22 protein-coding genes and 1 pseudogene are annotated in these 25,429 nt (G+C 47.4%); 5 read left to right on the top strand and 18 right to left on the bottom strand.

Features of this window, described 5'->3' with window-relative positions; all coding sequences use genetic code 11:
- The first annotated feature begins 2 nt into the window (after positions 1–2).
- Complete coding sequence (locus D1Z90_RS11315) at positions 3–1,316, top strand: MATE family efflux transporter (RefSeq protein ID WP_119910870.1); 1,314 nt, start codon at positions 3–5, stop codon at positions 1,314–1,316.
- A gap of 95 nt (positions 1,317–1,411) precedes the next feature.
- On the opposite strand, the gene rsgA is transcribed toward D1Z90_RS11315, so the two are convergent.
- The 3 genes from rsgA to prs all read right to left on the bottom strand — a co-directional run bounded on the left by rsgA (position 1,412) and on the right by prs (position 5,122).
- Positions 1,412–2,455 carry a ribosome small subunit-dependent GTPase A gene (rsgA, locus tag D1Z90_RS11310; RefSeq protein ID WP_119910869.1) on the bottom strand — a complete coding sequence of 348 codons (1,044 nt, stop codon included), beginning with the start codon at positions 2,453–2,455 and terminating at the stop codon, positions 1,412–1,414.
- 215 nt (positions 2,456–2,670) lie between these two features.
- The gene (locus D1Z90_RS11305; protein ID WP_119910868.1) at positions 2,671–4,263 is read right to left on the bottom strand and encodes a nicotinate phosphoribosyltransferase; all 1,593 of its coding nucleotides are present in this window, start codon (positions 4,261–4,263) and stop codon (positions 2,671–2,673) included.
- Positions 4,264–4,291: 28 nt separating this feature from the next.
- The gene (gene prs, locus D1Z90_RS11300) at positions 4,292–5,122 is read right to left on the bottom strand and encodes a ribose-phosphate diphosphokinase (RefSeq protein WP_119910867.1); all 831 of its coding nucleotides are present in this window, start codon (positions 5,120–5,122) and stop codon (positions 4,292–4,294) included.
- A gap of 246 nt (positions 5,123–5,368) precedes the next feature.
- Between prs and D1Z90_RS11295 the strand changes: the two genes are divergently transcribed.
- Positions 5,369–6,094, top strand: coding sequence for an NUDIX hydrolase (locus D1Z90_RS11295; RefSeq protein ID WP_232525243.1), 726 nt, complete (start codon positions 5,369–5,371; stop codon positions 6,092–6,094).
- A gap of 5 nt (positions 6,095–6,099) precedes the next feature.
- On the opposite strand, the gene D1Z90_RS11290 is transcribed toward D1Z90_RS11295, so the two are convergent.
- Together D1Z90_RS11290 and D1Z90_RS11285 are read right to left on the bottom strand one after the other, a co-directional pair.
- Positions 6,100–6,411 (bottom strand): AzlD domain-containing protein, encoded by a 312-nt coding sequence (locus D1Z90_RS11290; protein WP_119910865.1) that lies wholly within the window; start codon positions 6,409–6,411, stop codon positions 6,100–6,102.
- On the bottom strand, positions 6,408–7,115 hold the full coding sequence (locus D1Z90_RS11285) for an AzlC family ABC transporter permease (RefSeq protein ID WP_119910864.1): 708 nt from the start codon (positions 7,113–7,115) through the stop codon (positions 6,408–6,410). The genes D1Z90_RS11290 and D1Z90_RS11285 overlap by 4 nt, the downstream gene beginning before the upstream one ends.
- A 254-nt stretch (positions 7,116–7,369) precedes the next feature.
- On the opposite strand from D1Z90_RS11285, the pseudogene D1Z90_RS11280 reads away from it, so the two are divergent.
- A pseudogene (locus tag D1Z90_RS11280) lies at positions 7,370–7,559 on the top strand (MFS transporter); the annotation flags it as partial.
- A 263-nt stretch (positions 7,560–7,822) separates the two neighbouring features.
- Here the strand turns inward: D1Z90_RS11280 and D1Z90_RS11275 are convergent.
- From D1Z90_RS11275 to D1Z90_RS11245, 7 genes are all read right to left on the bottom strand, one after another.
- Positions 7,823–8,299 (bottom strand): DUF411 domain-containing protein, encoded by a 477-nt coding sequence (locus D1Z90_RS11275; RefSeq protein WP_232525242.1) that lies wholly within the window; start codon positions 8,297–8,299, stop codon positions 7,823–7,825.
- A 62-nt stretch (positions 8,300–8,361) separates the two neighbouring features.
- Entirely contained in the window at positions 8,362–8,904 is a 543-nt protein-coding gene (gene copI, locus D1Z90_RS21970; protein WP_198419143.1) for a copper-resistant cuproprotein CopI, read from the bottom strand.
- A gap of 75 nt (positions 8,905–8,979) precedes the next feature.
- Positions 8,980–12,168: an efflux RND transporter permease subunit gene (locus D1Z90_RS11265; protein WP_119910863.1), complete on the bottom strand. Its 3,189-nt coding sequence runs from the start codon at positions 12,166–12,168 to the stop codon at positions 8,980–8,982.
- Complete coding sequence (locus D1Z90_RS11260; protein WP_119910862.1) at positions 12,165–13,871, bottom strand: efflux RND transporter periplasmic adaptor subunit; 1,707 nt, start codon at positions 13,869–13,871, stop codon at positions 12,165–12,167. The genes D1Z90_RS11265 and D1Z90_RS11260 overlap by 4 nt, the downstream gene beginning before the upstream one ends.
- A 57-nt stretch (positions 13,872–13,928) precedes the next feature.
- On the bottom strand, positions 13,929–15,296 hold the full coding sequence (locus D1Z90_RS11255) for a TolC family protein (RefSeq protein ID WP_119910861.1): 1,368 nt from the start codon (positions 15,294–15,296) through the stop codon (positions 13,929–13,931).
- Positions 15,297–15,410: 114 nt separating this feature from the next.
- Positions 15,411–15,764 carry a hypothetical protein gene (locus D1Z90_RS11250; RefSeq protein ID WP_147378758.1) on the bottom strand — a complete coding sequence of 118 codons (354 nt, stop codon included), beginning with the start codon at positions 15,762–15,764 and terminating at the stop codon, positions 15,411–15,413.
- Positions 15,765–15,891: 127 nt separating this feature from the next.
- Positions 15,892–16,485, bottom strand: a complete 594-nt coding sequence (locus tag D1Z90_RS11245) for a hypothetical protein (RefSeq protein ID WP_119910859.1) — start codon at positions 16,483–16,485, stop codon at positions 15,892–15,894.
- 142 nt (positions 16,486–16,627) lie between these two features.
- Between D1Z90_RS11245 and D1Z90_RS11240 the strand changes: the two genes are divergently transcribed.
- Complete coding sequence (locus tag D1Z90_RS11240) at positions 16,628–17,188, top strand: TetR/AcrR family transcriptional regulator (RefSeq protein WP_119910858.1); 561 nt, start codon at positions 16,628–16,630, stop codon at positions 17,186–17,188.
- Between the two features lie 59 nt (positions 17,189–17,247).
- Here D1Z90_RS11240 and D1Z90_RS11235 read toward each other — a convergent pair whose 3' ends face one another.
- The 3 genes from D1Z90_RS11235 to glmU all read right to left on the bottom strand — a co-directional run bounded on the left by D1Z90_RS11235 (position 17,248) and on the right by glmU (position 22,299).
- Positions 17,248–18,819, bottom strand: a complete 1,572-nt coding sequence (locus D1Z90_RS11235; RefSeq protein ID WP_119910857.1) for a DUF1254 domain-containing protein — start codon at positions 18,817–18,819, stop codon at positions 17,248–17,250.
- Positions 18,820–19,008: 189 nt separating this feature from the next.
- Positions 19,009–20,841, bottom strand: coding sequence for a glutamine--fructose-6-phosphate transaminase (isomerizing) (gene glmS / locus D1Z90_RS11230; protein WP_119910856.1), 1,833 nt, complete (start codon positions 20,839–20,841; stop codon positions 19,009–19,011).
- A 93-nt stretch (positions 20,842–20,934) separates the two neighbouring features.
- Positions 20,935–22,299: a bifunctional UDP-N-acetylglucosamine diphosphorylase/glucosamine-1-phosphate N-acetyltransferase GlmU gene (glmU, locus tag D1Z90_RS11225; RefSeq protein WP_119910855.1), complete on the bottom strand. Its 1,365-nt coding sequence runs from the start codon at positions 22,297–22,299 to the stop codon at positions 20,935–20,937.
- Between the two features lie 276 nt (positions 22,300–22,575).
- Here glmU and D1Z90_RS11220 point away from each other — a divergent pair, with 276 nt between their 5' ends.
- Positions 22,576–23,241, top strand: a complete 666-nt coding sequence (locus D1Z90_RS11220; RefSeq protein WP_119910854.1) for a YiaD family glycine zipper/OmpA-like lipoprotein — start codon at positions 22,576–22,578, stop codon at positions 23,239–23,241.
- Positions 23,242–23,307: 66 nt separating this feature from the next.
- Here the strand turns inward: D1Z90_RS11220 and trhO are convergent, their stop codons facing one another.
- From trhO to folE, 3 genes are all read right to left on the bottom strand, one after another.
- Complete coding sequence (gene trhO / locus D1Z90_RS11215; RefSeq protein WP_119910853.1) at positions 23,308–24,300, bottom strand: oxygen-dependent tRNA uridine(34) hydroxylase TrhO; 993 nt, start codon at positions 24,298–24,300, stop codon at positions 23,308–23,310.
- A gap of 181 nt (positions 24,301–24,481) precedes the next feature.
- On the bottom strand, positions 24,482–24,847 hold the full coding sequence (folX, locus tag D1Z90_RS11210; RefSeq protein ID WP_119910852.1) for a dihydroneopterin triphosphate 2'-epimerase: 366 nt from the start codon (positions 24,845–24,847) through the stop codon (positions 24,482–24,484).
- Positions 24,848–24,861: 14 nt separating this feature from the next.
- A complete protein-coding gene (folE, locus tag D1Z90_RS11205) occupies positions 24,862–25,416 on the bottom strand; it encodes a GTP cyclohydrolase I FolE (RefSeq protein ID WP_119910851.1) in 555 nt (184 codons plus the stop codon).
- Between the last annotated feature and the right edge of the window lie 13 nt (positions 25,417–25,429).

Raw genomic sequence — 25,429 nt, 5'->3', positions numbered from 1 at the left:
TCATGTCTACAACTTCGGCTGCCCCCAGTTTAGCGCGGCAATTATTCACCATGACCTGGCCCATGTTATTTGGGGTGTTATCTTTAATGAGCTTCCAACTGGTCGATAGCGCTTTTATCGGCCAATTGGGCATTTTACCCCTCGCAGCACAAGGTTTTACCTTACCAATGCAAATGCTAATTATTGGCTTGCAAGTGGGCTTAGGCATTGCAACTACCGCGGTAATATCCCGTGCATTGGGAGCGGATAAACCGCGTTGTGCTAAACAATTAGGTGGCCTTATCATCCTAATTGGCGGCGTGGGAGTGGCCTTATTTTGTGGCCTTATCTGGCTCTTGCGTTACGTAATTCTCACGCTATTAAGCGCCCCAGAATCTGTACTTGTGGTAATCGACAGTTACTGGCCTTGGTGGCTACTCAGCGCTTGGATTGGCGCCATGTTGTACTTCTATTACAGCATTTGCCGAGCCAACGGCAATACTATGCTGCCAGGCATTCTGATGATGGTCACCAGTGGACTTAACTTACTCTTCGACCCCATCTTTATCTTCACCTTAGGTTTTGGTATTAATGGCGCAGCCATGGCAACTTGCTTAGCCTTTACGATTGGTCTCGCGGTAGTGATTCCACGGGTTATGCAACGCCAGTGGTTGGTCTTTAACTTCAGTGATATCAGCATCTTTAACAGCGTTAAAACCATAGGTAACATCATGGGGCCAGCCATGATCAGTCAACTGTTACCACCGTTATCGTCCATGCTTGCCACTAAATTAGTTGCCGGTTTTGGTACCGCCGCGGTAGCCGCGTGGGCTCTCGGCTCTCGCTATGAGTTTTTTGCCATCGTTGCGGTACTAGCATTAACCATGTCTATGCCACCGATGATCGGCAGATTATTAGGCGCAAATAACATCACAGATATTCGTCAACTGGTCTTATTGGCAAGCAAATTCATTTTGGGATTACAGTTGGCTATCGCCGTGCTAACTTGGTTAGCTGCCGCGCCATTGGCTACGTTAATGACCAGCGATGCCGAGGTTGCCAAAATTCTTACCTGGCACCTTATGCTAACGCCAATTAGCCTTGGTATGCTGGGGGTGTGCATGCTTCTGGTCTCAGTCAATAATGCTTTAGCCAAATCTATGAATGCGTTATGGATTTCGTCTTTGCGCTTGTTTGTGTGTTTTTTACCTTGCTGCTGGTTAGGTGCTCACTTTGGTGGTATGTACGGCTTATTGTGGGGAGCAGCGGTCGGCAATGTTTTAGCCGGCATCATGGCGTGGTGGATGTATCAACAAGCCTTAAAAACATTTAACTAGGCAATAAAGCGCACAGCGTAATCGGCTTTCTTGGCCATTGCGCTGGCTGCCATTTATCCAAACCCTGCATTTTAATCAGCCTGCAGCATTACACGCTAATAGCCCTTTTTCAGCTGCCTTGAGGATTTCTGTACCTTGTTTACCATCTTGCCAAATGCCTTATCTTTTGCACGTTTTTGAGCCAAAGAGGCCGCATTATTGGCCTGCTCACGCAACAACTTTTGATAGCTGTGCCAGCGCCGTTCATCAATTGCCCCCGCCGCTAACGCAGCTTGTACCGCGCAGCCTGGCTCATTTTGATGGCTACAATCACTGAATCGACATTGTTTTACCAACTCACTGATCTCGGAAAAAGTCGCGTTCACTCCTTGCTCGCAGTCGCTTAGTTGCAACTCTCTCATGCCAGGAGTGTCCATCAGCATGGCGCCTTGAGGCAACCATTTCAGCGCTCGGTGAGTGGTTGTGTGGCGGCCTTTACTATCATCTTCGCGAATGCCACCCGTTTGTTGCTCTGCTTGCCCCAATAAACTATTCACCAGAGTTGATTTACCTACGCCCGAAGAGCCCAGTAAAGCAACCGTTTTACCCGATTTACAGTATGTTTCGAGAACCGCTAACGTATCGACAGCTAAAGCATTCACCGCGTGGATCATCAGCAAAGGGTCTAGCTGTTGCACTTGCTGATATAAATCATCTACATTCGGGCACAAATCAGCTTTAGTGAGAACGACTATTGGCTCTACGCTGGCTTCTTTTGCCAATGCTAAGTAACGCTCAATACGACTTAAATTAAAATCGTGGTTTAACGAGCAAACAATAAATAAGCTGTCGACATTGGCCGCGATCAATTGCTGGCTCACTTTCGACCCTGGGGCTTTACGCTGAAACAAGGACAAGCGTGCTAACCCCCTTTGCAAGCGTAACGCCGAGTCAAATAACACCCAGTCACCTACACACACAGTGTCGTTACCTTGCCCCAACAAAACCTGATGTAAGCCAGCGTCATTGGCGACCACGATACCGTTTCGATGTTGCTCTACCACTCGCCCTACTTGCCACTGTTCAAGCTCTTCAAGGCTCAGCTGTTGCTGAAAAAAAGGGCGCCAACCAAGTTGTGCTAATGAAGGAAATGAGTGCATGCTGTGTTCCGGTTTGATTTAAGGTGTAGTCAAAAGCCATGACAAACAATGACTGTATAATAGCAGCCGCGTAAGAATAACTAGCCAATTACCCCTATCCACTGAATAAACTTGGTGACAAACAAAATAAACCGATCGTACTAAAATGAAAAACCTGAGCGTTCGACAAGCTCAGGTTTGATAAGGGATCTGGCTACTTTCCACCAGGTTCTGACTTAAATTTGATCATCAATACGGGCGCGTATTTCTGCCAAAGTGGTGGTTTTTACCAATTTGCCGTCTTCAAACACGGTTTCTAGCAAACCCTGTTTTTCTTCAGCTTCTGTCACATTATCACGCACCACTAATTCACCGTTTTGCTCGATAACTTGCAACAAACCTTTAGCCGATTTCTTTTTACTGTCGGTTTTTGGGTCTTTAAAGATCGCCATACGTTCGCCAGATTTAACCACGCTGGTTGCTTTTACCGCGCTGCCGTGGGTATCTCGGGTAACGTATTGGTAGCTAAATGAACCAATGCCAAGCACCACTTTAGACGCAAAACCTTTATCCATTAAGCGTTGTAAAATTTGGCGTTGACGCTCAAGGGTAATCGCATCACCATAAATGGCACCTATGTGTTCATCCAATAACTTATAACCCTTGTCAGTAACCGTGCCGCCAAAGGTGTCCCACAAACATTCAATCAAACCTTTCACTTCACAAGGCATTAGCTCAGTTGGCGTTTGTTCGCTCACCTGATAAAACACATCGTCATAGCTAAATGCTTCAGCGCCTTGAGCTTGAGCTTGGGCATTGGCTTGACCTAAGCTTACTTCAGCCGAGCTTAAAGGCTGCGCCAGTAAGGTGTAACCGGTAAGGATCTTCACTGGGTCACCCGAGTCAGGGCGGATCACTAAGCTGCCGTCACGAGCCAGTATTTCTTGTTTCAGTTGTGGTAAATACTCCGTTACTAGGGTCCAAAAATCCCAAGTATCACTCACCACAGACAAAATGCCGGTCGGCGCTTGTTGCTGCATCAGGTAACGGAAGAACTCAATCTCCCCCTCTAGGATCCAGCTACAGGTAACACTGTGCTCAGTGGCATCAACCGAGCAACCCACCAACTCTTGGTCAACGTTAGCGCCATAATATTTTTCAGCAAACAATACCGCAGGGATCGTATCTGTGCCAACTAAGCCAGAAGCGAGGTGGCCAAAGCCACTCATGGCAGCAGCGGCTTTGCCAAACATGCCTCGGAATGAAAAGTCATGTCCCTGAAACGGCACAAAGCTTAAGTCTAGGCCCGTTTTTATGGCGAATTCTTTAAATACTTTAAGGTATGCCACCGCCGTCGTTGTGCTGGTTTGTATTGGCCAATTCTCGCAACTCAACACCGTCTCTATCATATTGGTTAACCACTGAAAGCCGGGCTGAGTATTAACAATCGTCATTGGCGGCACTTGGTATGGCACCAAGGTGCCTTCTGGTAGCGCCTTAATCTTCAGAGGCAGGTAACCCAGATCATGCAGCCTTTCTAGGTAGGAGACATCCACACTGTAGCCTAACATAGCAGACATAATGCGCTTATGCTGGGCACAGGCTAGGGCTTTATCTTGTTGAAAGAAGTCTTGCCATTCTTCAATAAGGTAAGACATAACAAAGTATTGCAGGCCAACAAACGCCACTTTGTCGTTCTCAGCAACATTTGACAGTTTGCCCGAACGCGAAGTGAAATTGGCGTATACTTCCGTCACTTCAGGGTGGTAAGCGCGACCGTGAAACTCTTTATAAACGTCTTTTTGCATACTTGCAGCTGTGATGGTCATGATAAGACTCCTTTCTAAATTTGGTTAATTAAGCTTGCTGAAATGGTACTTGGCTTTGACTTGGCGCAGGCCAAGACTGACTGCAGTAAATGGCATCAATCAAACCTTCAAACACGACTAGCCCTTGACTGAAAATACCGTGGCTTACAAACAGCAGTACCCGTTCAGCTCCTTCGCGACGCAATACTTTGGCTAACTCGATAAAGGTTCTTCCACCATCACAGATATCGTCAGTGATAAGTACCGACTTGCCTCGAACGTCACCAAAAATCGCGGTATGAGTGATTTCCCCTGTCGCCACGTCCCGCATTTTCTCGGCCTGTATCACTTCTACTTTTCCGCCCAACTGCTGCGCAGTATTGCGCACTTTTTTACTGGCCCCAGCATCTGGCGCCACTAAACACAGCTGACCTTGTTGTAATTGCGCCACCAAATCAGTATGACGCAGTAATAAGTCAACTTGTGGCACTTGCTGCAAGCGATTCAACAACGCCCCGGTTACTTCACTGTGTGCGTCCCACACTGTCACTCGATCAAGTTGTAAGCTATTGATTAAGTTTGCCATTACCGACACCGCCAATGCTTCACCAGGCTGACAAACACGGTCTTGGCGAGCATAAGGGAAGTAAGGAATAACCAGTTCAATGCGAGGCTGTATGGCAAATAAACGCTTTACTGCGTCGACCGTCATCAGTAATTGCATCACAGCCTTAGAACTCGTGAGCTGAGCGACAATTTCAACACGCTCAGCTTGTGACCACGTGCATTCAATGCGAATCTGCTCCTCGCCCCCACTGAAAGTAAATGCCTGAACGGCTAACTCACAGCTTTCTCCTTGGTTATACGCGGTAACTTTCATAACTCACTCCGTTAAATGTCTCTGTGACCCTTAATGTGATTACAATATAGTCCCTGAGACCATAAATAGTCAAGCTAAAATATTTGTCCCAAAGACATTTAATAAGAAATATGAATCTATCACATTGATTTAAATGAAATATAAAATCATGAAAACATAAAAAACCAGAGTAATGGGAATACAAATTGTATTTTTAGGTAGGAAACTGAAATAATAGCCACATAAATGTCTCAGGGACTCATACCCGTGTCAGAAACAGAACAAAGCTACCTTAATAATTATAATATTCATGACTTTGACGTACCGTTAACCACGGTGGATAGCGTTTTATTTACGGTGCAAGACGGCCAGTTATTTACCTTGTTAGTGCAACGGGCGAATCACCCAGCAAAAGGCATGTGGGGCTTACCCGGTGGGTTTGTGGATACTCAACAAGATACTGATTTAGACCATTGTGCTCAAAGACATTTGCAGCAAAAAACAGGCATTGAAGCACCCTTTTTGCAACCTTTGGTGGCGCTAGGTAATGGCCAGCGTGATCCCAGAGGTTGGTCCACCAGCATCAGCTTTTATGCGCTGATGGCTCACGCAGACTGCCAACACTATGTCGATACCGTCAGTGATGTACAATGGTTCCCACTGGCACAAGCGCAACAGATGTCGCTGGCATTTGACCACACGAAAATCCTCGACTTAGCGCTAAAGCAACTGCAGCAAAAGGCGTTAGACTCATTGGTACTGGCTTATGCGCTACCTGAAACGTTCACCTTAACGCAGTTACAACACTTACACGAAGTGATTCTAGGCAGAAGTATTCAAAGTAAGTCATTTCGTCGCCGGATTGAGCAAGCCCAAGTGCTGCAAGACACCGGAGAAGTCAGTGATACCCAAGGTAAGGGCAAGCGCCCTAGCTTGTATCGGCTTAAGCCAGATATCGCCGAGTACCGGTTTGTACGTAATTTAGAAGCTTAAGCTTGTTATAAAAAGTGATTAAGCACTAAAAAGCAGCCAAAGCTGACCACTGTTGTCAACAATACGTGGCGCGTCACCCAAGCCAGCACTATTGCCACTAACGCCGCCCAAAGATAAGCGTTATGCATATTCAGCGCGAGCTGGCCTTCAGGCATAAATACTATTGGCCCCCAAATAGCCGTTAATACCGCGGGGCTTGCAAACGTTAGAAATCTTTGTGTACTGGCACGCAGCCTTATCGGCAACTTAGGCGATAAAAATAAATAGCGGCTGGCAAAGATCAATGCAGCCATGCCAGCTATCATCATCACTATCATGACTTATTTACCCTGACATCTAAGAAATAGCCAACAGCCATGGCCACTAAGCTAGCTATCATTAAGCTGCCTTCAACCTGAAATGCGGTCAGCACAACAGACAAAAATAGCGCACAGCACACACATGCTAAAACAGGTAAGCTCGTCACACTGGGGATAACAATAGCAATAAAAGTCGCGGCAATGGCAAACTCTAAACCCCAGTGCTCCAGTCCAGGGATTTGGCTGCCCATCACAATGCCCAGCAAAGTTGCGAGGTTCCAACTGAGATAAAAGCTAAAGCCAGCACCAAACGCAAACCAAGGCTTAAATTGCTCTTGCGTCTCTTTGCCACAAACCGCAAATAATTCATCAGTTAACAAAAAACCCAAAATCACGCGCCAGCGTAATGGCAACGGGCTTATTTTGTCACGCATGGCCACGCTGTATAAAAGGTGCCTGGCCGTAATAATCAAGGTGGTAAGAAAAATGCTACTTAACCCTGCTCCAGCTTGCACCATGCCCATCGCTACCAGCTGCGCGGCCCCAGCAAACACAATCGCTGACATGGCTTGGCCTGCGACAGGGCCAAAACCCGCTTCAATCGCAAATGAACCAGCTAGCACACCCCACGGTAATACCGCAATGCTGAGAGGTAACATGGCAATGCCACCCTTAATAAATAATTGCCAGCGGGATCGGTCAACGCCAGAATTAGCAGTCATGCCCTTAATTTCCTTTGCTATATCATATTGCAGCCTAACATAAGACGACCGTGCTAACAGTGCAAAACAGTGCAAAAACGGTGAGGAAACCGCACTAAGTGTTCACCGAGTAGCAGCCACTTATAACGAGTGTAACCATCCTATTATTATCATTATTTTTGGCAAAAGTGATTTGTAAGTAATGCTGTTTTTCACAACCGAGCGATACGGAATACTCCCGCTAAATAGCCCTATTAGGTAACAAGGGGCCCTTTATGCCACTCGCACTTTTTGCACTTACTTTAAGTGCCTTTGCCATCGGCACCACAGAGTTTGTCATTGTTGGGTTAATACCGACGATGGCACAAGACCTGAACGTCACCTTGCCCAGCACAGGCATGCTGGTAAGTCTATACGCTTTCGGCGCGCCAAGTGTTAACCCCGCTCACCAATACTTGGTCGCGGCTAGAATGATTACCGACTTAGCGGCAGTATTAATATGCTTTAACTTATTAGCGCAGTGCTAACCATTTTAGTTTGGGGGACCTTTGCTTTTGGCAACGCCCGTGGGATAGGAGCAAGCTCGACCAACGCCAACAACAAGCTAATTCGGCGGCTGAATCTTTGCCAAGCATAGGTTAAGCACTCGGTAATCAGGACAATGGCATGCTAGCTAAAAATTAAGATGGGCCTGTTCTGGCCCATTATTTTACGCTTGCGAGCGAGGGCTAATATTGGCTAAATACCCATTGCTTGCCCGTTTTATCCCATGCAATGACGTCAAAACCTTGATAAGGCTCGCCAGGTTGAGCCATGCCAGGAGAAAACCTAGGCATACCGGGTGCGGCCAAACCCACCACGCTTTCAGGCTGTTGCGCCAATAGCTTCAAGATATCCGCTTCAGGCACGTGACCCTCTATAATGTACTCGTGACCGGTGGCATTGCTCACCTTCACTGTGTGGCAAGACTGTAGCCCAGGCAGCAAACCCACTTGTTGCTTAATCTGTGTCATATTTTGCTGCTCAATCACACTCACATTATGGCCTTTTTCCGCCATAATGTCGCCCCACTCGGTGCAGCAACCACACTGAGCAGATTTGTGCATTTCCATGTTTGCCGCAATAACGGAAGTCGCCGTTACACTTAAGCTCGCCGCCAATAAAAGACGAGCTAGCATCGCGCTGTTTGTTGTTTTGATTGTCATTCTCTTTTCCTCATGCCTTTGTGTTGTGAAGCAAGCTGTTTGCTTCACAACGCATAAATCATTTATTGCACTGTTAAGGTTTTAACCATACCCGCTTTAGCATGGCCGTCTTGGTTACACGCCAGCTCAACTTGTTTTTCCCCATGGAAATGCCATAACAACTGCTGCGCCTTACCTGCAGCAACCTCTACTTGATGCACCCCAGAATCCGCTTTTCCTGCGCGGGCTTGCTGCTGCTCAGTCGGAGAGCCGATACTGAACTGGTGGGCTTGACCTGTGGTATTGAGAATAACAAACTGCACCACGTCGTTACTGGCTATAGTAACGGGCTTTTTAAAGCTGATGGTCATGTCTTTTTTGAGAATAACATGCACAACTTTGTCAGGCTTTGCACCTTGGGCCACCATGCCGACTTGAGACATGCCGGCCATATCCATCATCGAGTGATCCATTTTACTATGACCCATTTCCGAGTGGTCCATCTCGCCATGATTCATTTGCGAATGTTCCATATCACCGTGATCCATCTTGCTGTGGTCCATTGCAGCAAAGGCGCTGCTGGTAGCAAAAGTGAACGCGAGAGTAATCAACGTTTTCTTCATCATTGTGTCCTGCTTTATCATGTTTGATTTAGCCAAACTCGCCACTTAAACCTTGTGGCGGCCGGCACGGTTTAAGGGTTAATCTTGTGTATCGGTTGTTAAGTCAGTCTTACTGGGTGAATGCTCTGTTAAAGAGCTGGCACTTGAGGCTGCAATTTCACGCTGCTTCCACAGCTTAAAAATGGCCGGTATTACCAATAGGGTGAGCAATAGCGCAGAAGCCATGCCACCTATCATGGGGGCGGCGATACGTTGCATCACTTCCGAGCCAGTGCCTTGCCCATACATAATGGGAATTAAGCCAATGATAACGGTTAACACTGTCATCATAACGGGTCGCACCCTCAGTCCTGCCCCTTGCTGGATTGCTGCAATCAGGTCTTGCGTGGCAAGGGGTTGGCCCTGCTCTTGAGCGTGAAGCTTGGCGTAATGCCAAGCTTGGTTGAGGTACACCAACATAATCACACCTATCTCAACTGCAACCCCAGCCAATGCAATAAAGCCCACGCCAACCGCAATTGAAAAGTTGTAGCCAAGGTAATGCATTAGCCACAAACCGCCCACCATGGCTAAAGGTAAGGTCAGCATAATGATCATCACCTCACCTACCCGGCGGAAGCTGAAATACAACAACAGCACAATGATGGCGATGGTAATAGGTACCACTATGCTCAACCGGGCCTTGGCACGCTCCATGTATTCGTATTGGCCAGACCATGCCAGTGAATAACCTGCCGGTAACTTTAACTGCTGAGCCACCGCTTGTTGCGCTTCCACAACATAGGAGCCCAAATCACGCTGATCGATATCAACAAACACCCAACCATTAGGTCGCGCATTTTCTGTTTTAATCATCGGTGGGCCATCTTCATAACGAATGTCCGCCACGTCTGCTAACGCAATACGCGCGCCGTTTGGCGTGACTAAAGGCAATAGCTGCAACTTGAGCACAGAATCACGATAGTCTTGCGGATAGCGCACATTAATGGGGTAGCGCTCTAAGCCTTCTACCGTTTCTCCGACATTCATGCCACCCACAGCCGTTGACACCACTTGTTGCACGTCTTTGATGCTTAAGCCGTAACGTGCGGCGGCGCGACGATCAATATCGATAGTGACATAACGGCCACCAGCCACTCGCTCGGCATACACAGAAGCGGTACCTTCTATGCCATTGATAATCGGCTCTAGCTCAGCACCTATCTGCTCTATCACGGTTAAATCTGGCCCTGCTATCTTGATGCCGATGGGGGTTTTGATACCGGTCGCGAGCATGTCTATGCGCGTTTTAATCGGCATCACCCATGCATTGGTTAAGCCTGGAAATTGCACCAAAGCGTCAAACTCTTTACGCAGCGATTCACTGGTGACACCTTCACGCCACTGGGCTTTGGGCTTAAGTTGGATCACAGTTTCTATCATGGTTAAAGGCGCGGGGTCGGTAGCCGTCTCTGCCCGGCCAATTTTGCCCCAGGCGGTAGCAACCTCTGGCACCGTCATGATCAGTTTATTAGTTTGCTGCAGCAGCTCTCTGGCCTTACCGACCGAGATCCCCGGGTAAGTGGTTGGCATATACATCAAATCCCCCTCATCAAGCGGAGGAATAAACTCACTGCCCAGCTTACTACTTGGGTAATAAGCTGAAGCTAGCAAAGCCGCAGCCAGCAGCAAGATGGTTTTAGGGTATGCCAAACTGAGCTTTAACATGGGACGATAGAGCGCAATCAAACCTTTGTTAATCGGGTTTTTATGCTCGGGTAAAACTTTGCCACGAATAAAGTAACCCATTAACACAGGTACCAAGGTAATAGCTAAACCGGCAGCCGCCGCCATGGCATACGTTTTAGTGAATGCCAAAGGCGAGAACATCTTGCCTTCTTGTCCTTCAAGGGCAAACACAGGTACAAAGCTTAAGGTGATGATAAGTAGCGAGAAAAACAGAGGGGCTCCGACTTCTTGCGCCGCCTTGCTTATCACTTGCCAGCGATTGTCATCCGTTAACGGCGTGCGCTCAATGTGCTTATGCACATTTTCTATCATCACGATAGCACCGTCGACCATGGCCCCAATGGCAATGGCGATGCCACCAAGGGACATAATATTGGCGTTGATGCCTTGCCAATGCATCACGATAAACGCCGTTAATATGCCAACGGGTAAACTCAGAGCAATGACCAAAGATGAGCGTATATGGAATAAAAACAGCGCACAGACAACAGCCACCACAATGAACTCTTCGGCTAATTTCTGCCATAGGTTTTCCACTGCGGCATCAATCAAGGTTGAGCGGTCATACGTGGTCACTATCTCGACACCTTCCGGTAAACCTCTTTGCAGCTCAGTTAATTTGGCTTTAACTTGGTCGATCACTGCACTGGCGTTTTCACCAAAACGCATCACTATGACCCCACCGACCGCTTCTCCTTCACCGTTAAGTTCGGAAATACCGCGACGCATTTGCGGCCCTAAGTTGATTTCTGCCACGTCACCTAATAACAAAGGAGTACCTTGAGCAGTCACTTTCAGGGGCAAGGCTTTAATATCTTCAATGCTTGATAAATACCCCGTGGTGCGCACCATGTGTTCGGCCTCAGCCACCTCCACCACAGATGCACCGCTTTCCTGATTGCCGTTTTGAATGGCCATATTCACCTGTTGTAAAGTCAGGTCATAGGCACGCAGTTTGGCAGGGTCAATCTGTACCTGATACTGCTTAACCATTCCACCCACGGTAGCCACTTCAGACACACCGGCTACGGTTTGCAGTTCATATTTTAAAAACCAGTCTTGCAAGCTGCGCAGCTCGGAAAGATCATGTTGGCCGGTTTTATCTTGCAATACATAGCTATAAATCCAACCCACCCCAGTTGCATCTGGGCCCAAGGTTGGTTTTGCATTTGCTGGCAGGTTAGGCGCCACTTGGCTTAAATACTCAAGCACCCGTGAACGCGCCCAATACATGTCAGTCGCATCATTAAAAATGATGTAAACGTATGAATCACCAAAGAAAGAATAGCCCCGCACCGTTTCTGCGCCCGGTACGGCGAGCATGGCAGTAGTCAGCGGGTAAGTGACTTGGTCTTCGACCACCTGCGGCGCTTGCCCTGGGTAGCTGGTTTTAATGATCACCTGAACGTCTGATAAATCGGGCAAAGCATCAACCGGAGTATTTTTTACGCTGTATAGCCCCCCCACGATTAAAGCCGCGGTTGCCACTAACACTAGAAAGCGGTTATCAATCGACCAACGAATAATGGCGCTAATCATTGCTTGTCCTCCGCGGCTTCAAGCTGCTGCAGCAAGTACTCGGCGCCTTGTTTAGCTACTAAAAAGCGTACCTTTTGGCCTTCGCTAAACTGCGCCAGTGGCACGGCTTCGTCTGTGGTAAAGTTCATTTCACCGGCTTGCCATTGCCATTGTGGCGCGGCTTGGTGGGCAATAGTGATCATGCCAAAGTCGGCCATCAACATGGTGATTTCACCGGTCAGCCAGATCTCTGTTGCGGTGTCGCTCTTCACCAACTTGTAGTCCACTAGCTGATATTGCCCCGAGTCTGTTTTTTGCATTTCAAACTCCAGCCCTTGGCCAGGTGCAAAATCAGCCAGATCTATCTGTGGCGCCACTGAAAAGTCCATAACCATGCCTGGCCAATCCCATTCAGGCACAGGCTGATGATGAATCGTCAACATTTGCTTTGGCGCTAATACGGCAGTCACTTCGCCTTTAGCCCAGACCGTTTCTGGCGCCGCATCAACGCCGTTAATACGTGAGAGATCAGCAGATTGGCTTGACTCAGAGTCCAACATAAAGTGGGCCGATGTCACCACTTTATCTCCCTCAACTAACCCTGCTAAAACTTCTATTTTGTCTCCTGCTTCTCGCCCCACTTCAATGCGCGCTGAACGGAATTTGCCCGCCCCTTGGGCTAATACCACTCGTGCCATTTGGCCCGTGCGGATCACAGCGTTGCGTGGGATCGTTAGCACTTGTTCACTGCTACTGGGTAATAACGCCACATTGGCAAACATATTAGGCTTGAGTTCACCGTTAGGATTGGCGAATTTAAGTCTCACCCTTAAAGTGCGTGTAGCAGGGTCAAGAATGGGGTAAACGTAGTCCACTTCTCCTTGCCACTCGCCGCCCGGTATAGCGTCCAATGTCATCGACGCTTGAGTGCCCGGTTTGAGCCAATGGAATTGACGCTCAAATACCTCAGCGTCCACCCAAACCTGCTCTAAAGGGCCTGCGCTTATCACGGCCTGCGCCGGAGACAAATAGCCGCCTTGTCGAATATTGAGACTTGCGATCACGCCGTCTGCAGGGGCCTTGATGGCGATGGTTCGTGTCGCCTTGCCTCGCTGCAGTATTTGTTGAATTTGTTTGTTATCAACCCCTAAGGTTACTAACCTTTCCTTCGCGCCGTTGATCATGCCCCGGCGCTGGGTTGTATAAGCGCTTATCAGCTCTTCTTGCGCTTTAACCAACTCTGGCGAATAAAGAGAAAATAATACTTCCCCTTGCTTAACCTGCTCTCCCACCGCGTTTATATTGAGCTGCTCAACCCAACCAGCCACCCGCACATTGGTTTGCCACAAGCGGCTTTCATCAAACGCCACGTAGCCAACGGTTTCAATACGCGGCATTAACGGGGCCATTGCCGCACTTGCCGTTTTCACGCCGAGGTTGTTTTCAACCGCAGCAGAAATGGTGATGGTGCCAGCGGCATCATTACTGCCATTGAGGTCATCGGCGTAAACTGGAATCAAATCCATACCCATCGGTGATTTACCGGGTTTGTCTCTTTGGTAATTGGGGTCCATCGGCGCAACCCAATACAAGGGCTCATGACTGCTTTGGCTGGCCGTTGCTGTTTGCTCGCTTAGGCCAAATATCACTCCTGACGAAGTCACAGCTACACCTATTGCGACTCCCACTGTTAACGCCACCGCAGTGACTGCAAATGTTTTCATTTTGTTTCCTTACGCTGGTTGCCGTTATCAACCCTTCATGCAACCGGCCATCAATTTTTATTGCTCACGCACCACTGGAGGTGCCGTTACCTGATATTCAAAACCGTCTAACAATGCAGCTAACTGGCTGTTTACTATATTGATGTCAGTCAGTAGCCTTTGTTGCTCTAAGGCCAGCGCTAAGGCATCTTGACTGGCACTGATCACGTCATTGAATTCAGCGGTGTGATTGTTGTAACCACGCTCAACCGCACTGATACGGGCTTGGGCTTGGGGTAATAAACGGCTTTGATAACGCTCGATACGTTGCGACAGATTATTGCGGTCGACCAACAGTGCATTCAGCTTGGCGTTCATTTGTAACAATAAATCGTCTTTCTGCAGCCGGGCGGCACCCACTTGGTACTGGGCAGCAGAAAGCTGCTTGTCTTGCCTGCGACTGGTAGAAAAAGGCAAGTCGACGGTTAAATAAGCACTGAGTAAGTCAGAGGCAGGCTCTCCCATCATATTGTCTGCTTGGCGGTGTGCATACATCACCTCGACCGCAAACTGAGGTTGATAGGCCTGCTCAGCGAGGGCAACTTGGGTTTGCGAACTGGCTATTTGAGTTTGCGCCATTTGCACTAACGGGTGCTGCTTCAGGTAATTGAAGTATTCGGTTTGATTGGCCAGTTGCTGCAACTGAGGTTGTAAATTAGGCCAGCGTAATTGGTTCGCCGCTAAATCTACTTGATGCAGAGGTAAACCCGCGCTGCCTAACCACTGGGAAAATTGCGCTTGTAACCTGCGTTGTGATTGTTGATTGGCTTGCAGTTTTTCATCTAACTTGGCTAACTGCAGCTCGCTGTTCAGCAAGTCTTGTGCTTCACTCTTGCCGACGCTGTAATTAGTGCGTACCAAACGGTGCAGCTGCTGCAGCAAGTCTTGGTTTTGCAATAAAATAGCTTCAGCCACTTGCTGGTAGCCAAGCTCTAGCCAAAGTTGAGTCAGGGTATTCGCCAGCTCGCGCTCTCTTACCGCCACTTGCAACGCCATTGCCCCAGCCTGCTGATTGGCTTGCCGTTGCCTCAATGCTAAGGTATCGCCGCGCTCAAATTGCTGCATCAGGCCAACCGAAATATTGGTCATAGGGTCTTGGTCAAACTTAAAACTGTCGACCGGTAAACCGCCCACCCCGACTTTCATCTTAGGGTCCATCAAGGTAGCGCTGGCAACGCCGGTTTGTTGCATTGCCAACGATTGCGCTTGGTACTTCTGCCGTGCGGGATCAGCCGTTAAGGCGGCGTTGATGAGCGCAGTCAAGGTATCTGTGGCAGCCGTAATCTCTGCATCACTGGCGTAGTTAGGTGTGTGCGCAGCAGCAGATGTAGCGGCCAGCACTAGCCCCCCTAACACGGGGCGTATCACAATAGGAACTATATCCATGACTAAATCCAGATAACGCCCAACAATGAACCGCATCCATCAATGCAACGGCCTTACCATTGTGCAGGCAAAATTAAACCAACCGCGTAAGATCGCGGCGCTTAAAAAAGGGATTTAGCTAATTGGAGGACGGTAGAGATCTGGCTTAACCTGCACCGTCAAAGAGTGGGGTTCATCAGCCATCGTCATACGACGGGGAAAAGGAGCAGTGCGCTCAGGGTGTTGTGACAATATGACAGGAGAAAGTGCGCAACTGGCCATACAACATGTGGTGCAAGTATTGTCGCAATCCATCTCACTCGCTTGGTTCATATGACCAAGGTTGGTCGATGACATAGCCGCCATTTCGTCACAATGCTCGGACATCATAACCGGTTGATGAGCATCAGCAGCAGGAGGCATGGCAGCAAAACTATTAGTGACACTGGCAAAGGTTAATGCCAATACCATAAATAATTTAAACCCCATTGTATGCACCACTTTACGTAGCATACCGACTCACTTAACTGACTGATAACGAATCAATTAGATACACAATTATACATACTGTCAAGCCCTAGCCCTGTACCGCACTCGGCAAACAAAGCAGTCGTGTTTATTCATTTTCGGGTCTAAAGGGGGCTTCTTTTAGCAAGTGGCAGATAAGTAATTTGAAATAAAATAAGGGTAAAAACCAAGCAAGTTCTAGCGCGGGTGCCAGCACATAGAATGACAACATCAAGCTGGCAAGGTAACAACAAGCGGCAACCGTTCGCTGTAAATAAAGCGGTGAAATTAAAATAATCGCACTCGCCGCTACCAGAAAACCACCCGCCGTCATCAACCAAAATCCACTGTTTGGCATAAACGTCCACGCAAACAACCCTAGTTGGACAAAGTGGGTCAAAATAAACGTGATATGTTGTTTAACCCCTTGACCTGGCCGATGAAACCACCGCTTAGCACTAGAGGTCGAGTTAGTGATAACGCCGCCCACCATATCAACCATGAGTATCGTAGCAACAACAAACTGCCAAATGCTCCAATGCCATTGTAAGCCGTACCCACAAGCTAACAATGCTATGCCAGCTAAAATGGGAAGCCAAAGCTGTAAGGATTTTTCTGCCGAAGTGGCACCCGGGCCAATGAATTTGTCTATAGAACCTGTTACCCCCTTCCTCGGGGCTGGAATATGCCAATCAATTTTCATCTCAAAACCTTATTTAGACCACTTGGTCTTTTAAAAGTTACTCGCACTTATTGATGATGTAAAGCTTTATTGTCCAACTGGTCTAAAATAAATGAATTTGCTATATTGGCGAGATAGGTAAGCAGTACAAGAGCTAATAATCATGCCAAAAATCGTTGACCATCAGCAAAGGCGCCAAGAGATTGCGCGGCAAGCAGTGGATATTTTTTTGCAGTATGGCTATAAAAATTTAGGTATGCGGCAATTGTGCGGCCACTTAGGCATGAGTAAAAGTGCGGTGTATCATTACTTTACTAGCAAAGATGCACTTTTTCGCGCCGCTACAGAAGCGGTGGTGAGTGCAGACATAGCCACCCTTACCGACCGTCCAACCGTCGATGAAGCAAGCCCAGACGAAAAAGTGGACAACTTTATTGCCATCTTTGAGCAGATGGCGCCGCGTTATTTCCAAGAGATGAAACTGGTATCAGACTACATAGAAGTCATTGGTCAGCAACAAGTTTCCCAAGACCCTTGCATGAAATTGGCGAATCAGAAATACCAAGATTTGTTGGCAAAATACGTATGTGACCGCCAGCATAAAGCCCTCTATAGCCTACTATTGGGCTTATTAAATCATCAGCTGATGCTGGGGGAGCCGTTAGCGCATGCTTATCTCACGGCGCAAGTGTCATTACAGCTCAGTCAAAACCAGGTTTCATAGGGCATAAAAAAGCCCCGCTGCATGGCAGTAGGGCTAACCTGAAATGGCTTGAAGAGTGATTACTTCACTAACTCTACATCACTGATTCGCCATGTTTTTTCGATCCATGCCTTTTCTGGGCCGTACATTCGATGGATCACAAACCAGCTTTTACCCGGCACGGTTTGCACCCAATTATTTTCATAACCTTGCGGAGCTTTAGGCGCGAAGTAAATACTATAAGAGCCATCTTGTTCTGCTTTGAGGCCCTCTGTTTGCGAGCCTACGGTTGGAAAGTCTTGATCTGTTTGTAACATAGAGCGAGTTTGTGAGTCATAAACCGTTATAGCCCAAAAATCTGCCACAGGAACGTTGGCTGGCACTGTCATTTTATAGGTTTGACTGCCATCAAACGGCACCCCAGCTTTATCGACATAAGCAATTGCGTAATCTGAACCCTTGCCTGGCATTTGCCCTGCTTTCGCCATCGCAGGCGTAACCGCTGTGTAAGGATAATGGAACATTACACGGGCGTCTGAGTTGAGCCCCGCCATCTCATTACTTCTAAAGAATACGTCACGCCCAACCCACGCCATGATCCATTTACTGTCTGAATCTGGGTACACTTTAACGCCTGCCATGTTATCCACACTGCCTTCAGTGCGCGGATACCACACAATAGAGCGAGACGCCGCATTACCCAAAGCAACACCATCTTTTAAAATGCGCTGCATACGCGCGTCTGGCTTAAAAGGCTTGCCTTTTTCAATGCCAATAGACGCCAATAAGCCACGAGTTTCTTCATCAATCAGGCCAATAGGCTCATATTGAATCACTTCGTTTAAGTGTTCGTAGAAAGTGGCATCATTAGGGTGAACCGTATTAAAAGCCTTGCCAGAGCCACTAATGAACTCAGTGGGTTTGGGCTTATCTTTTTTCGCTAGCGGATAAACGCGCAGGTTATCGCGAATGTTTTTCTCTGCTGCCTCAACGCCTTTTTTAATACTGCCACGCATAAATACCCACACCCGATAAGAGCTGGACTCAATCACAAAGTATCCTTCGGGTACTTTCCCTTCGTAGTCCGGTGGTAATACTAAATATTTTCCGCCTTTAGCTTGGTCCATGCCAAATGGCCCTACGTCACCAAGGTAACGAAACCAAGCATCGTTAAACGCGCCTAACATACCAGGTGGCACTTCAACCACAGTGGGACCCCAGTCTTTTAAATCCAATACAGGCATGACGTACATAGTTGACGAGTTAGCGGTAAGAAACACTGACTTGGCGTCCATTAAGTCATCAAACAATACCACTTTGTTGGGTGCATCTGCGCCTATCGCGGTAGGGCCATTCATCAAAGCCTGCACCGATGCTGCAGGCATGCCTTTCATAAACACTTCTGCGGCGCGCGCGGTATCTAAGTAGTCATAAACCTTTTCAGCCGTAGCTTGAGTGGGCGCGCCATCAAAAAACTCTAGCGTACCAATAGAGGTTTCAACCTTGTTAGGCGTTGAAATGGTCTCAATTTGCTTATCAATGTCATCACTGTAAGACGCGGCTTGAGCACTAATAAATGGCACAAAAGCCAAACTGGCAACCGCGCTGAACGCCATGGCCTGAGACAACTTTGCGAGATTAAAACGAGTCATATTGGTTTCCTTTTTAATGACGATACCGCAGCTAGGTGATCAGTTTGAAACGCTAATACCAATAGATACTAGCTCGCAACGCATTGATCAGCAAACAATTATGGAAGTGGGGGTAATTACGAAACGAGCCATTAAATAGCTTAAAATAACCAAGAGATTAATATTCACCTTGGTCATTTTGTGTTTTCTCTATTCAACCGTCACGCTTTTGGCAAGGTTACGAGGCTGGTCGACGTCGGTGCCTTTGATAATGGCGACGTAATACGACAATAATTGCAACGGAATGGTGTAAACAATCGGGGCCAAGATATCGTCAACGTGCGGTACTCTGAGTAAGGTGATGCCTTCACTTTCTACCCAAGCGGCTTGATCGTCAGCAAAGACATATAAATGACCACCGCGGGCGCGCACTTCCTCGATATTCGATTTAAGTTTTTCTAATAATTCGTTATTAGGCGCAACCACTATGGTGGGCATATCGGCATCAATCAAAGCCAGTGGACCGTGTTTAAGCTCTCCTGCTGCATACGCTTCGGCATGAATATAACTGATTTCTTTAAGCTTAAGCGCCCCTTCCATGGCAATAGGATATTGGTCACCCCGCCCCAAGAATAAACAGTGGTGCTTTTCAGCAAAGTCTTCCGCTAAGGCCTCTATTTCTTGGTCAAGATTAAGCGCCTGATTGACGGCCTCTGGTAAGCGTTTCAGCGCATCCACCAAGCCCGCTTCTTGCGCTGTCGTGATGGTTTGTTTGCATTTGCCAATGGCCCCACAAAACAATAACAACGCTGCTAACTGAGTGGTAAATGCCTTGGTTGAAGCCACGCCTATTTCTGCTCCAGCGCGGGTCATAAAAGCTAAATCAGACTCACGTACAAGAGATGAGCCTGGCACATTACAAATGCTTAAGCTGGCTTGGTAGCCAATTTCTTTTGCCAAGCGTAACGCAGCTAAGGTGTCGGCTGTTTCGCCAGACTGCGACAAGGTCACAATCAAGCTGTTGGCAGGCACAAAGGATTTTCGATATCGAAACTCTGAGGCAATTTCCACGTTACAAGATACGCCAGCCATAGACTCTAACCAATAACGCGCCACCATGCCGGCATGAAAAGAGGTGCCACAAGCGATAATTTGTACGTGTTGGATCTGCTGGAAAATATCTCCCGCGCCAGCGCCAAAGGCTTCACACAGCACTTGCTGCTGGTTAATGCGGCTTTCCAGTGTGTTGATAATAGCTTGCGGTTGCTCGTAGATTTCTTTCAACATGTAGTGGCGATATTGGCCTTTATCGCCTGCGTCTTGTTGCACGCTGGATTCTTGGATCTCGCGTTCTACTGCCGCGCCAGTATGATCAAAAATGGCCACTTGGCGGCGGGTGATTTTAGCCACGTCACCTTCTTCTAAAAAGATAAAGCGTCGTGTGACATTCAATAACGCCAGTTGGTCCGATGCAATAAAGTGCTCGCCGACCCCAAGGCCTATTACCAACGGGCTGCCAGAGCGTGCCACCACTAACTGTTCAGGATCACGAGCGTCCATAACAACCGTGCCATAAGCGCCTTGAAGCTCTTGAACAGCGGATTGCACTGCGGATAAAAGGTCCGCTTGTTGCTGCATATGCCATTCAATTAAATGAGCAATGACTTCTGTGTCGGTTTGAGAATGAAATTGATAACCTTGCTGGCTGAGTCTTTGTCTGAGGGTTTCGTGGTTTTCGATAATGCCGTTGTGCACCACCACAATGTAATCCGAAGTATGGGGGTGAGCGTTGACTTCAGAAGGTTCACCATGGGTCGCCCAGCGAGTGTGAGCAATGCCGGTGCCACCTAATAAAGGACTATCGTCCATGGCTTCTGCCAAGGCTTGAACCTTGCCTATGCGCCTGAGTCTTTGACACTCACCTTGAGCAGACAACACCGCGATACCGGCACTGTCATACCCTCGGTATTCAAGACGATGAAGACCTTGTAACAGAATTTCCGCAACGTCACGTTGCGCCACTGCGCCCACAATTCCACACATAAGCATTTCCTTGGCAAAGTTTGGCCAAGCGAGCACTTGGCCATTAAGTCATGGCGATATCCTTTCTTAAATTATTGTTCGTCCTGAACCTTATTATTTTTTCAGCGCTTCTGGACGTTGCCAGTTTTTGATGTGGCGCTGTTTAACACGACTGATAACTAACTCTTTTTCAGCCACGTTATTTGTAATTGTAGAACCTGCGCCAACAGTTGCATCCTGCGCAACCGTCACAGGTGCAATTAATTGGGTATCTGAGCCAATAAATACGCCGTCTTCAATCACAGTGGGGAATTTATTCACACCGTCATAGTTGCAAGTAATGGTACCCGCACCAATGTTCACATTCGCACCAATGCTCGCGTCACCGAGGTAAGACAGGTGGCCGCATTTGCTGTTTTTACCTAAGGTGGTTTTCTTCATTTCAACAAAGTTACCCACCGAAGCACCGTCTTTTAATACGCTACCAGGGCGTAAGCGAGCAAATGGACCGATATTACAATCTTCACCAACATCAACACCATCAACAACAGAGTTTGCGTGGACAATCGTGTTATCGGCAATTTTTGCATTTTTAATGACACAGTTAGGGCCAATTTTAACATTGTTACCCAGGCGAACCTTGCCTTCAAACACGACATTAACGTCAATCTCAACGTCCATGCCACAGTCCAAGCTACCACGTAGATCAAAACGGCTTGGGTCAAGCACTGCCACACCATCCATCATTAAGTCTTCGGCTTGTTGCAGCTGAAAAGCACGTTCTAGGCGACCAAGTTGCAGACGGTTATTAACACCCTCTACCTCAAGTGGATTACCAGGCTGAACCGCATTAACAATACGGCCTGATTTGTACGCCATCTCGATAATATCGGTTACGTAGTACTCACCTTGCGCATTATCATTACTCAGCTTAAATAACCAATCTTGCAGATCGCTGGCGTTTGCAACCAAAATACCTGTGTTGATTTCACGAATACGGTGTTGGTCAGGAGATGCGTCTTTATGCTCTACAATGCCGCATACCAAGCCGTGCTCACGCACAATACGGCCGTAACCGGTTGGATCATCAACCATTAGGCTTAATAAGCCGATACCACCAGGAGGCTGTGCAGCAACAAGGCGCTTAATGGTATCAGGCCCTAATAGTGGCACGTCGCCATACACCATCAAGATTTTTTCGTCATCTTTAAAGTGTGGCGCAGCTACTTGCATCGCGTGGCCTGTACCCAGTTGTTGCTCTTGCTTTACCCAATTTAGCTTGGTGTCAGTAATGGCTTCTTTCATATAAGCACCACCGTGGCCGTACACAAGATGTACATTGTCCACACCTAGGCTTTTTACTGTATCGATAACATGCTGCACCATAGGCTTGTGAGCAATACGGTGTAACACTTTAGGGTATTTAGAACGCATGCGGGTACCTTTACCCGCCGCTAAAACAACAACACTTAATGACATATCAATCTTCCGGTATTAACTTGTGGCACAGTTTATAAAAAAAAAACCAATTGCAGAACACAAAGTAAGCGTTATATGTGAAATATTATTGAAAATGGTAAAATACAATGAGTTTATTTTCTATTTAAGCCAAATGTATGAAACTATCTGCCACCTTCTTTATCAGCAGAGCCTGCCGCGTAAACAATAATTTATATAAAAATAATCGCATTTGCTTTTAAATTTTGGCTGAAGACTTTATAAAGAAAGCCTTTTATGGATAAATTAGGCTGTAACATGAAACTGAAACATCTCACTTTGGTCCCTTTCCTTGGCTTAAGCATGGCACTCACAGCTTGTACCACAGTCAACCCTTATACTGGCGAAGAGCAAACCTCAAATGCTGCGAAAGGCTCGGCAATTGGTGCAGTAACAGGCGCATTGATCGGCGTTGCAGCCAGCAGTAAAAGTGACCGTGGTAAAGGGGCGCTTATTGGCGCAGCCGCTGGTGCAGCCGCTGGTGGCGGTATCGGCTACTACATGGACGTGCAAGAAGCAGAGTTACGTCAAAAGCTGAGAAATACCGGCGTCAGTGTTACCCGTAGCGGCGATAACATCATCTTGAACATGCCTAACGCAATTACTTTTGCGGTCAATAGCAGCACTCTGAAACAGTCGGCAATGCCCGTACTTGATAGCGTATTATTAGTACTAAAAGAATACGACGAAACCCGCGTCAACGTATTGGGTCATACTGACAGTACCGGCGCAGAAAGCTACAACCAGTTATTATCTGAAAAACGCGCGCAGTCAGTCGCCGACTATTTGCTGCGTAATCAACTCGAATATGCTCGCGTCAACACCCTTGGTTATGGTGAAAGCCGCCCTATCGCTTCAAATAATAACGAAGCGGGCCGAGAGCAAAACCGCCGCGTAGAATTAGTATTAAGCCCAATGAAATAAACCTTTCTAAGGCTCAAAAGTAAAAAAGCGAAGCCAAGGCTTCGCTTTTTTATCATTAAATCTTGGCTATTTAGCCTGCTTCTGCTGCGCTTGCTGGCGTTGCTTTTGTTGCGCTTTCACCTCACGACGCTGCGCAATTTGCTGCCCCACATCACCACCGATGTGATTTTCACCGCGCTCAGCCGCTAAACGGATCTGCTTTTCACGTTCATCGAAGCCTTGCTTTTGTTTGTCCGTTAACTTTTCAATGCAGTGAGGGCAACTTACACCTGGCTGATAGTGCTCGCTGGCCATATCTTCTTGAGTGATCGGCATACGACACGCATTACACTGGTCATATTGACCTTTCTCAAGCTGATGATTAACCGCAACACGACCATCAAAAACAAAACACTCACCTTGCCACAAGCTGTCTTGTTCTGGCACTTCTTCTAAATACTTTAGAATCCCGCCTTCAAGGTGATACACATCTTCAAAGCCTTGCTCTTTCATGTAAGCCGTCGACTTTTCGCAGCGAATGCCGCCGGTACAAAACATGGCCACTTTTTTGTGTTTGTCTTTGTCTAAGTTTTGTTCCACGTATTCCGGGAACTCACGAAACGACTCGGTTTGAGGATTTACCGCATTTTTGAACGTCCCGATGCCAATTTCGTAATCGTTACGGGTATCTACCACTAATACTTCAGGATCAGAAATCAATGCATTCCATTCTTCGGGCTTAACGTAAGTGCCAACAACTTTGCGAGGGTCTAAACCTTCCACGCCCATGGTGACTATTTCTTTCTTTAACTTCACTTTAGTGCGTAAGAAAGGCTGCTCATCATGGTAACTTTCTTTATATACCACGTCAGCTAAACGTGCATCGCGCTGCAACCACGCCAGTAATGCGTCAATGCCTTCACGCGGGCCAGCAACTGTGCCATTAATACCTTCTGCGGCAAGCAATAAGGTGCCGTGCACCTGGTGCGCTTTCATTACGTCCAGTAAAGGGGCTTGAAGGGCTTCGAAATCTTCTAGCGCAACGAATTTATAGAGAGCGCAAACTACAATTTTTGACATGATACTTCCTTATATGAGCTGACCCAGACGTAAACCGGGCGCGACAAGAGCGCGCATTCTAACCAGTTTGCTCTAAGCTAAACACCGATAGAAAGTAAGGTTATTTCACCCATAACAAAGAAACTAGATAACAAGCCAACTTCCACAACCTGTTGCAGCTCAGCGGAGCAACAAAGTGAGGCTACTCGCGTTGCCAACTAAGAGTCAGCGCGACAGAGTCTGCAAATCGCAGCGCATGAGGTTTATCAACTCTGACTTTGGTAAACGTCACCCAAGGGTGTTGATGACAAAGCTGTAAAATATCGTCCACCAGCTTTTCCAATAACATAAAGCGCCCGTGCTCCACTAATTCAATAATGGCTTTGGTCACGTCTTTGTAGTTTAACGCTTGGTCTATCAGATCGCTGTCCCGCGCTTTGTTAGCCGGATAATGTATTTCCGCATTGATCACTATGTCTTGCATTTTGCTTTGCTCTTCAGGATTAAAGCCGATGAACGTTCTTAATCTTAAATCACAAATATTAATGATCGCCTGACTGGTTGGCATCGCATTCCCTCGCGTTAGTTTCTTAGTAAATCTAAAAACTCTGCCCGAGTTTTGGGGTTTTCTCGAAACGAGCCTAACATGACCGACGTACGCATATTAGAATGCTGCTTTTCTACCCCGCGCATCATCATACACATGTGTTTCGCTTCAATGATCACCCCAACACCTAGCGCATCAGTGGCCGTCAATACCGCCTGCGCCACTTCTCTGGTCAAGTTTTCTTGAATTTGTAAACGGCGCGAATACATGTCGACAATGCGCGCAAATTTAGACAATCCCAACACCTTGCCATTCGGGATATAAGCAATATGGCAAGTCCCAATAAAGGGCAACATATGGTGTTCACACATTGAATATAATTCAATGCCTTTAACCAGTACCATGTCATCACTTTCGCTACTAAATACAGCGTCGTTAATCACTTCATCAAGTTGCTGCTGATAACCCTGAGTTAAAAACTGCATCGCTTTCGCAGCTCTCATTGGCGTATCAAGCAAACCTTCACGGTGTTCGTCTTCGCCAATTTCGCGAATAATATTTAGATATTGCTGGGCTAGCGTTTCACTCATACCATTTCCTTGT

Origin of the sequence: Motilimonas pumila (genome assembly GCF_003596335.1) — a bacterium.
In the GTDB taxonomy this organism is placed as follows: domain Bacteria; phylum Pseudomonadota; class Gammaproteobacteria; order Enterobacterales; family CBDFNC01; genus Motilimonas; species Motilimonas pumila.
The sequence above is the reverse complement of the archived record's forward strand: the minus strand, read 5'-3'. Positions and strand labels throughout refer to the sequence as shown.